Origin of the sequence: Paenibacillus oleatilyticus, from assembly GCF_018998565.1 — a bacterium.
GTDB lineage: Bacteria > Bacillota > Bacilli > Paenibacillales > NBRC-103111 > Paenibacillus_G > Paenibacillus_G oleatilyticus.
In genome coordinates this window covers 21,409-33,348 of sequence record NZ_JAHNZO010000040.1, presented here as the reverse complement: position 1 = coordinate 33,348, position 11,940 = coordinate 21,409, and the positions used below count along the sequence as shown (strand labels likewise).

The following is an 11,940-nucleotide window of genomic DNA, read 5'->3' as shown; positions in this document are numbered from 1 at the left end:
TATATTAGGCGCCTTTGTTCTTTGCGACGATTTCGTCAGCAATGGACTTAGGCACTTCTTCATAATGGGAAATTTCCATCGAGTATACGCCGCGACCTTGCGTACGGGAACGCAGTGTCGTGGAGTAACCGAACATTTCGGAGAGAGGCACTTTCGCACGAATGACTTGAGCACCGTGACGAGTATCCATACCCTCGATCCGTCCGCGGCGGGAGTTCAGGTCGCCCATAACGTCGCCCATGTACTCTTCCGGTACGGTAACTTCCACTTTCATGATTGGCTCAAGCAGAACCGGGCGGCATTTGTCCGCAGCGGCTTTGAGGGCCATGGAACCTGCGATTTTAAACGCCATCTCGGAGGAGTCAACATCATGGTAAGATCCGTCGACAACGGTAGCTTTAATGTCTACAAGCGGGAAGCCTGCATACACGCCGTTTTTCATCGACTCTTCGATACCAGCTTGGATCGGCGCGATGTATTCTCTCGGAATCGCACCACCGACGATCTTGCTTTCGAATTGGAAGCCTGTGCCTGGCTCAAGCGGTTCGAACTCCACCCAACAATGTCCGTATTGACCACGGCCACCGGATTGGCGAACGAATTTACCTTCGACTTTAGCCGCTTGACGGAACGTTTCGCGGTAAGCAACCTGCGGTTTACCCACGTTGGTTTCTACCTTGAACTCACGAAGCATACGGTCAACGAGGATCTCCAGGTGAAGCTCACCCATACCGGCGATGATCGTTTGGCCTGTTTCTTCGTTCGTTTTTGCGCGGAACGTAGGATCTTCTTCGGCCAGTTTCGCCAAAGCAATACCCATTTTATCTTGGTCGGCTTTCGTTTTCGGCTCAACCGCGAGTTCGATAACCGGCTCAGGGAAGTTCATCGACTCCAGAATAACCGGATTTTTCTCGTCGCAAAGCGTATCGCCTGTCGTCGTATCTTTCAAACCTACGGCAGCTGCAATGTCACCAGCGTAAACGACGCTGATTTCTTGACGGCTGTTCGCGTGCATTTGAAGAATACGGCCGATCCGTTCACGCTTGCCTTTTGTTGCATTGACCACGTAGGAACCGGAGTTCAGGATACCGGAGTATACGCGGAAGAATGTCAACTTACCGACAAACGGGTCTGTCATGATTTTGAACGCAAGCGCCGCGAACGGCTCGTCGTCAGACGATTTGCGTACAACTTCCGATCCGTCTTCCAGCGTACCTTTGATATCCGGCACGTCGAGCGGGGATGGAAGGTAAGCAACAACGGCATCCAACATAGGCTGTACGCCTTTGTTTCTGTACGAAGATCCACAGATAACCGGGAAGATTTTCACTTCGCACACGCCTTTACGGAGTGCGGCTTTGATTTCCTCGACGGTAATCTCTTCGCCTTCGAGGTATTTCATTGTGAGTTCTTCGTCCAGCTCGGCAACTTTCTCGATAAGCTCTGTGCGGAGCTCCTCGACTCTTTCCTTATAGTCTTCCGGGATTTCGCTTTGCTCTACGTCTTTGCCAAGGTCGTCTTTATAGATATAGGCGACTTGTTCAACCAGATCAATAATGCCTCTGAATTCACTTTCAGCGCCGATCGGCAGTTGAATGGCAACGGCATTTGCGCCCAATTTGTCGCGCATTTGCTGTACGGCACCCAGGAAATCTGCACCAATGATATCCATCTTGTTAACGTAAGCAATCCGAGGAACGCCGTAACGGTCCGCTTGACGCCAAACGGTTTCGGACTGAGGCTCAACGCCTTCCTTGGCACTGAATACGCCAACTGCTCCGTCCAATACGCGCAGGGAACGTTCAACTTCAACGGTGAAGTCAACGTGACCCGGGGTGTCGATAATATTGATGCGGTGACCTTTCCATTGAGCGGTCGTAGCGGCGGACGTGATCGTGATTCCGCGCTCCTGTTCCTGCTCCATCCAGTCCATCGTTGCGCCACCTTCGTGAACTTCACCGATTTTGTGCACGCGGCCTGTGTAGAACAGAATACGCTCGGTCGTGGTCGTCTTACCGGCATCGATATGCGCCATGATCCCGATGTTACGCGTATCTTTTAAGGAGAACTCTCTTGCCATCAGGTTGTCTCCTTCCTATTGATAGGAATAAAATTTTACCAACGATAGTGCGCGAACGCTCTGTTGGCTTCAGCCATTTTGTGCGTGTCTTCACGTTTTTTAACGGAAGCGCCCGTGTTGTTGCTTGCATCGATGATCTCTTGCGCCAATCTTTCTTCCATCGTCTTCTCACCGCGCAGGCGGGAGTAGTTGACGAGCCAGCGAAGTCCGAGCGTCGTGCGGCGTTCAGGTCTAACTTCAATCGGTACTTGGTAGTTAGCTCCCCCCACACGGCGGGCTTTGACTTCGAGAACAGGCATGATGTTTTTGATGGCTTGTTCGAAAACTTCCATCGGCTCTTTGCCTGTACGCTCTTGGATCAGATTGAAAGCATTGTAAAGCAGCTGTTGAGCTACTCCTCTTTTACCATCAATCATGATGCGGTTGATCAAACGGGTAACAAGCTTGCTGTTATACACCGGATCTGGCAATACGTCTCTGCGAGTAACTGGACCTTTACGAGGCATAGTTATCCCCCTTTCTCAAAAAGTTCATTGGATTCCTACTCATTATTTCTTCACTTTCGGGCGTTTCGCGCCGTACTTGGAACGAGCTTGTTTACGGTTGTTCACGCCTGCAGTATCAAGCGCACCGCGAACGATATGGTAACGTACCCCCGGAAGGTCTTTTACCCGGCCTCCGCGGATCAGCACCACGCTGTGCTCTTGCAGGTTGTGTCCGATACCCGGGATATAAGCCGTAACCTCGACACGGTTGGTCAAACGAACACGCGCATATTTACGAAGTGCGGAGTTCGGTTTCTTCGGCGTCATCGTACCTACACGAGTACACACACCGCGTTTTTGAGGGGAGCTCAGATCCGTTGCTTCTCTTTTCAGGGCGTTGAAGCCTCTTTGAAGAGCAGGGGATTTGGATTTTACAACTTTAGCTTGACGTCCTTTACGAACGAGCTGGTTAATTGTTGGCATATTGGCCACCTCCTTCATCGTAATTGATGTTGCAATTTTCAAGCCCACAGATCCAGGCGAGTCGTAAATGAACAAAGGAAAAGTTTTTGCCTTCGATCCATCGCTGTTTCTCAGACAAAAACGTCTATTCATTCACCACCGCAGCCACAGCTGCGCCTACATCGATTCCACACGCTTTACCTAACATCTTCATGGAGTCCACGTATGTCACTTTAACCCCGCATTTCTTGCAGAGGTTAACTATTTTTATCGTAATTCGCGGATCTGCATCTTTCGCAATGAATACTTCTGTGGCTTGGCCTTGCTCCACCGTTTTCATCGCTTGCTTCGTGCCGATAGTCAGTTTCGCAGCCTGCTTCACTCTATCATAAGACATGTGACAACCCCTCCAAGGGACAGGTGACGAGCCTCTAAAATGGCACACTTTGATATATTAGCACTTCAATTATACCCTGTCAAGAATAAAGACTTGCCTTTAAACAAGATTTTTCAATCCAAATTTTAAAGGCAAGTCTATGACATGCTCTATTCTACCGTTATGGCTTCCGCCTCGGTCATTTCTTCATCCAGCGGAACGGCGTTCGGGTCGGTGATACGGATGTTGCGGTATCTCGACATCCCCGTACCGGCCGGAATCAGCTTCCCGATGATAACATTCTCTTTCAAGCCGAGCAACTGGTCGACTTTACCTTTGATCGCCGCATCGGTAAGAACCCGGGTGGTTTCCTGGAACGATGCCGCAGACAGGAACGAATCGGTCTCCAGCGACGCCTTGGTGATCCCGAGGAGCACCGGCTTCGCAACTGCAGGCTCTTCGCCCGCGAAGAGAGCCACTTTGTTCGCTTCCTCGTATTCGTGGATATCCACGAACGATCCCGGAAGCAGCGTCGTATTGCCCGCATCGACGATACGGATTTTACGCAGCATCTGGCGGATCATAACCTCAACGTGCTTGTCGTTGATTTCTACCCCTTGGTTCCGGTATACGCGCTGAACCTCTTGCAAAATATAGTTCTGCACACCGCGGATCCCTTTGATGCGTAACATTTCTTTCGGATCGATCGAACCCTCGGTCAGCTCGTCGCCAGCCTCTACAGTCTGGTTGACGGAGACCCGGATACGGGAACCGTAAGAGATGGAGTACACCTTGGATTCCGCTTCGCCTTGAACCTCGATTTCCCGGCGGTCTTTGGCTTCGCGAATTTCTTTTACCACGCCGTCGATCTCGGAAATCGTCGCTTGCCCTTTCGGATTCCGCGCTTCGAAAAGCTCCTGAATCCGCGGCAAACCTTGGGTAATATCGTCGCCCGCAACGCCCCCGGTATGGAACGTACGCATCGTCAGCTGCGTTCCCGGTTCCCCGATGGATTGCGCCGCGATAATGCCTACGGCTTCACCGATCTCGACGTGTTGGCCTGTAGCCAAGTTACGTCCATAACATTTTTTACATACGCCGTGTCTGGAGCGGCAGCTAAGTACGGAACGAATCTGTACTTTTTCAATGCCGGCATCAATAATCCGGTCGGCTTTTCCTGCATCAATCAGATCGTTGCGGGAAACAATGACTTCACCGGTCTTCGGATCGCGGATCGTTTCGAAAGAATAACGGCCTTCGATCCGGTCGTACAGATCCTCAATAACCTCTTTACCGTCCTGAATACGGCTCACCAAGAAGCCTTTGTCCGTACCGCAATCCTCGTCGCGTACGATGACGTCCTGCGCTACGTCGACAAGACGGCGGGTCAGGTAACCGGAGTCGGCGGTACGAAGCGCCGTATCGGCCAAACCTTTCCGCGCGCCGTGCGTGGAGATAAAGTACTCCAAGACCGTCAGGCCTTCGCGGAAGTTCGATTTGATCGGCAATTCGTAGATCCGGCCTGTCGGCGTCGCCATCAGACCGCGCATCCCGCCAAGCTGGGTGATCTGCGATTTGTTACCGCGCGCCTTGGACTCGACCATCATGTTGATGGAGTTGTATTTATCAAGCGACTTCATCAAAATGTCGGTAATTTCATCCTTCGCCTTACTCCAGATCGCAATGACGCGTTCATACCGCTCATCGTCCGTAATCAGACCACGACGGTATTGGTTTGTCACGACCTTGACTTTCTCGTCGGACTCTTGAAGAATTTCATCCTTCTCCTGTGGAACGGTAACGTCCGCCACAGCGATCGTGATCCCCGCCCGTGTGGAGTAGGTAAATCCAAGCTGCTTAATGTTATCCAGCGTCACCGACGTTTGCGTCGTATGGTAACGGCGGAAGCATTCGGCGATGATCGTACCCAGGTAGTCTTTACCTACGGCCTTCGTCTCCGGCAGCTCCTCCATCTTCGTGCGGATATCTCCGCCTTTTTCGAATACGAAGTAGTTATCCGACGGTCCGTTCAACAAGTTCGCTTTGGTCGCTTCGTTGATGTACGGGAAGTCCGTAGGATAAATCTCGTTAAAGATGATTTTTCCGATCGTTGTAATAAGCATCGCTTCTTGCTGCTCCGGCGTAAAGCTCGTTTTCCCGAGCGCTTTGGCCGGAATAGCTACGCGGGCATGAAGCGAAGCGTCTCCGCGATGATACAGAGACACGGCTTCGGCAACGGTACGAAGAATCGTCATCGAACCTTTTGCGTGTTTATTCTCGGTCGTCAAGTAGAAGCTCCCGAGAACCATATCCTGCGAAGGCGTAACGACAGGCTTGCCGTCTTTCGGGTTCAAGATGTTCCCCGAAGCCAACATCAATACGCGAGCTTCCGCTTGCGCTTCTGCGGACAACGGCACGTGAACGGCCATCTGGTCACCATCAAAGTCGGCGTTATAAGCCGTACATACGAGCGGATGCAGCTTGATCGCGCGCCCTTCGACCAGGATTGGCTCGAACGCCTGAATCCCGAGACGGTGAAGCGTGGGGGCGCGGTTAAGCAGGACCGGATGCTCTTTGATCACTTCTTCGAGCACGTCCCATACTTCCGGGCTAACGCGTTCTACTTTGCGCTTCGCACTCTTGATGTTGTGCGCAAGACCTTTATTGACAAGCTCCTTCATGACGAAAGGCTTAAACAGCTCGAGCGCCATTTCTTTCGGGAGCCCGCATTGGTACATCTTCAGGCTCGGCCCGACGACGATAACGGAACGGCCGGAATAGTCAACCCGTTTACCGAGCAGGTTTTGACGGAAACGACCTTGCTTCCCTTTCAGCATATGGCTGAGCGATTTGAGCGGACGGTTGCCCGGACCCGTTACCGGACGGCCGCGGCGGCCGTTGTCGATCAAGGCGTCAACAGCTTCCTGCAGCATCCGTTTCTCGTTCTGCACGATAATATCGGGTGCGCCCAAGTCGAGCAGTCTTTTCAGACGGTTGTTCCGGTTAATTACCCGGCGGTACAAGTCGTTCAAGTCGGAGGTCGCGAAACGTCCGCCGTCCAGCTGTACCATCGGACGGAGCTCCGGAGGAATGACCGGCAGCACGTCCAGCACCATCCACTCCGGCATATTTTTCGAGTTACGGAAAGCTTCCATGACTTCGAGCCGCTTGATTGCGCGGTTGCGGCGTTGACCCTGTGCGGTTTTCAGCTCTTCCTTCAGCATATCGACTTCTTTCTCGATGTCGATATCCTGCAGAAGCTTCTTCACCGCTTCGGCACCCATGCCGGCTTGGAACGCATAGCCATACTTTTCGCGATAGCTGCGGTATTCCTTCTCGGAGAGCAGCTGTTTTTTCTCCAGCGGCGTGTCTCCCGGATCCGTTACAACATAGGATGCGAAATAGATGATCTCCTCCAGCGAACGGGGAGACATGTCAAGCGCGAGCCCCATGCGGCTTGGAATGCCTTTGAAGTACCAAATGTGCGAAACCGGCGCAGCCAGTTCGATATGGCCCATGCGCTCGCGGCGCACTTTTTGGCGGGTAACCTCTACGCCGCATCGGTCACAGACGACGCCTTTGTAACGGACGCGTTTATATTTACCGCAATGACATTCCCAGTCTTTGGTCGGCCCGAAGATTTTCTCGCAGAACAAGCCTTCCTTTTCCGGCTTCAACGTTCTATAGTTGATCGTTTCCGGCTTCTTTACTTCGCCTCTGGACCATGAACGTATCTTGTCGGGGGAAGCCAATCCGATTTTCATGTACTCAAAATTGTTGACGTCGATCAAGGAGCAACCCTCCTCCATGTTTTGTGCAGCAAAATCTGTGTGCGGGCATATGCCCATGACTTACGTCCGTAAAGCATTTCCATCACAGCCTTACTCTACACCAAGCTCCGCGCCTTCGAGATTCAGGTTCAGCTTGTCGCTGGTCACCTCATCCTCGTCGTCCATTTCCTTCATTTCGATCTCTTCTTCGTTCTCGGACAAGATTTTGACATCCATACCCAAACTTTGAAGCTCTTTGATCAATACTTTGAAGGATTCCGGAACGCCCGGCTCCGGAACGTTCTCGCCCTTGACGATCGATTCGTACGTCTTCACGCGGCCGACGACATCGTCGGACTTGACCGTCAAGATTTCCTGCAGCGTATAAGCTGCGCCGTACGCCTCAAGCGCCCATACCTCCATCTCCCCGAAGCGCTGGCCGCCGAATTGCGCCTTACCGCCGAGCGGCTGCTGCGTAACGAGAGAGTATGGTCCCGTGGAACGGGCATGGATTTTATCGTCAACCATGTGCGCCAGCTTGATCATGTACATGACGCCAACGGTAACTTCACGTTCAAACGCTTCTCCCGTCCGGCCGTCGTACAGCATCGTTTTACCGTTGCGCTGCATTCCGGCTTCTTCCATCGTATCGAAAACGTCGTACTCGCGGGCACCGTCGAATACCGGCGTAGCCGTGTGAATACCGAGATATTTCGCGGCCATCCCCAAGTGAACTTCCAGCACCTGACCGATGTTCATCCGGGAAGGAACCCCAAGCGGGTTCAATACGACTTCAACCGGCGTTCCGTCCGGCAGGAACGGCATGTCCTCTTCCGGCAAAATGCGCGCGATAACCCCTTTGTTACCGTGGCGTCCCGCCATTTTATCGCCTTCGGAAATTTTCCGTTTTTGGGCGATATAGACGCGTACCAATTGATTGACGCCTGGAGGAAGCTCGTCGCCATTCTCGCGGGTAAACACCTTCACGTCGACTACGATTCCGTCCGTACCGTGAGGCACGCGAAGCGAAGTGTCGCGGACTTCGCGGGCTTTCTCCCCGAAGATGGCGTGCAGAAGACGCTCTTCCGCCGTAAGCTCGGTTACCCCTTTAGGCGTAACTTTGCCGACCAGAATGTCGCCGGCGGCGATCTCCGCACCGACGCGGATAATGCCGCGTTCGTCCAAGTTCTTCAGCGCATCTTCGCCCACGTTCGGAATATCCCGGGTGATTTCTTCCGGTCCGAGCTTCGTGTCGCGCGCTTCGGATTCGTATTCTTCAATGTGAATGGAAGTATAGACGTCTTCCTTCACCAATTTTTCGCTAAGCAGAATCGCATCCTCGTAGTTGTAGCCTTCCCAAGTCATGAAAGCAACGACGACGTTGCGGCCAAGCGCCAGCTCGCCCTGCTCGGTCGAAGGACCGTCGGCCAAAATGTCGCCGACGCGAACTTGTTCGCCCTTATGGCAAATCGGACGCTGGTTGATGCAAGTTCCTTGGTTGGAGCGCAAAAACTTGTGCAGCTTATGCTTGATAATGTCTCCGTTGACCAAACGGCCATCCACCATTTCTTGGCGACGCACCCAGATCTCGTTAGCCGAAACCCGTTCGACGACGCCGTTCACTTTGGAAACGATACATACGCCGGAGTCTTTTGCCGATTTGTGCTCCATCCCCGTACCGACAAGCGGCGACTTCGGAATAAGAAGCGGTACCGCCTGACGCTGCATGTTCGATCCCATCAGGGCGCGGTTGGAGTCGTCATTTTCAAGGAATGGAATCAATGCCGTCGCCACGGATACGACCTGTTTCGGAGAAACGTCCATGTAATCGACGCGGTCTTTAGGCAAGGTCAAAATATCGTCTTTGTAACGCACGATGACAGAGTCGTTGGCAAACTTGCCTTCCTCAGTCAGTTCGGCGTTCGCCTGAGCGACAACATAGTTGTCCTCTTCATCGGCTGTCAAATAGGCGATTTCATCCGTCACCATACCCGTATTCGGGTCGACGCGCCGATACGGAGCTTCGATAAAGCCGAACTCATTGACACGCGCAAAGGTCGACAAAGAGTTGATCAACCCGATGTTCGGTCCCTCCGGCGTCTCAATCGGACACATCCGTCCATAGTGAGAGTGGTGAACGTCCCGGACTTCGAAGCCGGCGCGCTCCCGCGTCAAACCGCCGGGTCCCAATGCGGACAAACGACGTTTGTGCGTAAGCTCGGCAAGCGGGTTCGTTTGGTCCATAAACTGCGAAAGCTGGGAGCTTCCGAAAAACTCTTTGATGGACGCAATGACCGGACGAATATTGATCAGCTGCTGCGGAGTGATGGTGTTCACGTCTTGAATCGACATCCGCTCGCGCACAACGCGCTCCATACGGGACAAACCGATCCGGAACTGGTTCTGCAGAAGCTCGCCGACGGAGCGCAGACGACGGTTCCCCAAGTGGTCGATGTCGTCCGTGCTGCCAATACCGTGCAGCAGGTTAATGAAATAGTTAATGGATGAGATAATATCGGCCGGGGTAATGTTTTTGACCGTTTTATCGATCTTGCCGTTGGCAATAACCTTGACGACCTTCCCATCCTCAAGCGGAGAATATACGCTGACGCATTGCAGCGGGATTCTATCCGACTCGGTCACACCGTTGATTACGCTGTATTCCGTGAAGCCGACGCTTTCTTCCAAATATGGAATGATCGTGTCCAGCAGACGGCGGTCGAGCAATTGGCCGGCTTCGGCAACAATTTCTCCGGTATTCGTATCGACAAGCGTCTCTGCCAGCCGCTGATTGAACAGACGGTTTTTGATGTGCAGCTTCTTGTTGATTTTGTACCGGCCGACGTTAGCCAGATCGTACCGCTTCGGATCGAAAAAGCGCGCAACTAGCAAGCTTCTCGCGTTATCCAACGTAGGCGGCTCGCCCGGACGCAGGCGCTCGTAGATCTCGATCAAGGCCTTGTCCGTCGAATCGGTATTGTCCTTGTCCAGCGTGTTGCGGATATACTCGTTGTCACCGAGCAAATCTATGATTTCCGCATCGGTACCGAAACCAAGAGCGCGGAGCAGCACCGTGACCGGAATTTTCCGCGTACGGTCGATCCGCACGTAGATAATGTCCTTCGCGTCCGTCTCCAGCTCCAGCCATGCACCGCGGTTCGGAATAACGGTTGCGGTATATGTTTTCTTTCCGTTCTTATCGACTTTCGTGCTAAAATAAACGCTAGGGGAACGAACCAGCTGGCTGACGATAACCCGTTCAGCGCCGTTGATAATAAAGGTGCCCGTCTCGGTCATCAAAGGGAAGTCGCCCATAAACACTTCCTGCTCTTTAACCTCGCCGGTTTCTTTATTGATCAAGCGTACTTTCACACGAAGCGGTGCAGCAAAGGTGACGTCGCGTTCCTTGGATTCATCGACCGAATACTTAGGCTCTCCCAAGCTGTAGTCGATAAATTCCAACACCAAATTCCCCGTAAAGTCTTGGATCGGGGAAATATCTTGAAACATTTCACGCAATCCCTCATCCAAAAACCATTGATATGATTTTTGTTGGATTTCGATCAGGTTTGGAACCTCCAAAACCTCATGAATCCGAGCGTATGACCTGCGTTTACGTCTACCTAATTGAACAAGATGTCCCGCCAACTTAGATTCACCCCTCATGTCTACTCAATAGAACAAAATAAAAGCCTCTTTGGGAAGCCTTCTCGAGTAAATAACTGCGCGAAGTGTCACTTCTTCAGGAAGCTTCTAAATGACTAATACAAATAGTAATATGGATGCCTACCCTTTCGACTTGCCATAAATTTCCTTATACCTTGTATGGTTTACCTAAAATTTTAACATTATACGTCAATTGGAAAAATTTTATTCATACGTGTATAAAAAAATCTTGACATTTTAGTCGACTAAAGAGATTTCACCCTATCTTAATGCTGACATTTTATAATAATATCACAAAGCGAAAGTCAAGTCAACATATTTCCAACTTCAGAGTATAACCATTTACCTGACCTCAAACACGTTTTGCAAGCTTCCTTTTTAATTACACCAATAGGTCTGGAAGCTTGCAAAAAAATCGCGGTAAATGGTCATACTCCTCCGTGCTACTGGCTCAACCTCGCCGCCAACCGATATATTCCTCCGCTAACGCAGGAGTCACTTCACGGCCTTGATGATCCAATAGCCCTTGTCGCGCTCGACTTCTTCTACTTGGGAATAGAGGGACTCTAGCTTGGCATAAGCGGAAGGAGCCCCCTGCTTTTTCTGGATGACTACCCATAGCGCCCCGCCGGGAACCAATACATGGTGGGCCTGCTCAAACACGCGGTGTACCGTCTCTTTACCGGCACGAATAGGCGGATTGGTCAGCACCGCATCAAAAGTCTGGTCCATCACCTTTGCCAACAAATCGCTTTGCAAAATGCGGACGTTTGCGATCCGGTTGCGCTCGGCGTTTCGTTTCGCGAGTTCAATGGCACGCTCGTTAATGTCCACCATCGTAACGCTTCCCTGCTCCGCTGCCACTGCGGCCGCCAATCCAATCGGGCCGTACCCGCAGCCCACATCCAGCACCCTGGCTTGCTTCGCCAATTCCATAGTCTGCACAAGCAGCTTCGATCCGTAATCGACCCCCTTTTTGGAGAAGACCCCAGCATCCGTCCAAAAAACAAAGCTGCGACCGCGCAGCGTTTCCTCGATGGTGTGCAAATCGTGTTCTACACTGGGTCTCGGGGTATAGTAATGCTCGGACACGTATCCACC

General features: G+C 52.1%; 7 protein-coding genes. All 7 read right to left on the bottom strand.

Annotated features, from left to right (window positions below; translation table 11 throughout):
- Window positions 1-4: 4 nt before the first annotated feature.
- Window positions 5-2,080 (bottom strand): elongation factor G, encoded by a 2,076-nt coding sequence (fusA, locus tag KQX66_RS32705; protein ID WP_216797739.1) that lies wholly within the window; start codon window positions 2,078-2,080, stop codon window positions 5-7.
- A 35-nt stretch (window positions 2,081-2,115) separates the two neighbouring features.
- Window positions 2,116-2,586 (bottom strand): 30S ribosomal protein S7, encoded by a 471-nt coding sequence (rpsG, locus tag KQX66_RS32700; RefSeq protein WP_010498883.1) that lies wholly within the window; start codon window positions 2,584-2,586, stop codon window positions 2,116-2,118.
- Between the two features lie 42 nt (window positions 2,587-2,628).
- On the bottom strand, window positions 2,629-3,048 hold the full coding sequence (rpsL, locus tag KQX66_RS32695) for a 30S ribosomal protein S12 (RefSeq protein WP_010498884.1): 420 nt from the start codon (window positions 3,046-3,048) through the stop codon (window positions 2,629-2,631).
- 124 nt (window positions 3,049-3,172) lie between these two features.
- On the bottom strand, window positions 3,173-3,424 hold the full coding sequence (locus tag KQX66_RS32690; RefSeq protein WP_010498885.1) for a ribosomal L7Ae/L30e/S12e/Gadd45 family protein: 252 nt from the start codon (window positions 3,422-3,424) through the stop codon (window positions 3,173-3,175).
- 149 nt (window positions 3,425-3,573) lie between these two features.
- Window positions 3,574-7,194 carry a DNA-directed RNA polymerase subunit beta' gene (gene rpoC / locus KQX66_RS32685; RefSeq protein ID WP_216797738.1) on the bottom strand — a complete coding sequence of 1,207 codons (3,621 nt, stop codon included), beginning with the start codon at window positions 7,192-7,194 and terminating at the stop codon, window positions 3,574-3,576.
- Window positions 7,195-7,284: 90 nt separating this feature from the next.
- Window positions 7,285-10,839: a DNA-directed RNA polymerase subunit beta gene (gene rpoB / locus KQX66_RS32680; RefSeq protein ID WP_216797737.1), complete on the bottom strand. Its 3,555-nt coding sequence runs from the start codon at window positions 10,837-10,839 to the stop codon at window positions 7,285-7,287.
- A 495-nt stretch (window positions 10,840-11,334) separates the two neighbouring features.
- Window positions 11,335-11,931 (bottom strand): class I SAM-dependent methyltransferase, encoded by a 597-nt coding sequence (locus KQX66_RS32675; RefSeq protein ID WP_216797736.1) that lies wholly within the window; start codon window positions 11,929-11,931, stop codon window positions 11,335-11,337.
- Between the last annotated feature and the right edge of the window lie 9 nt (window positions 11,932-11,940).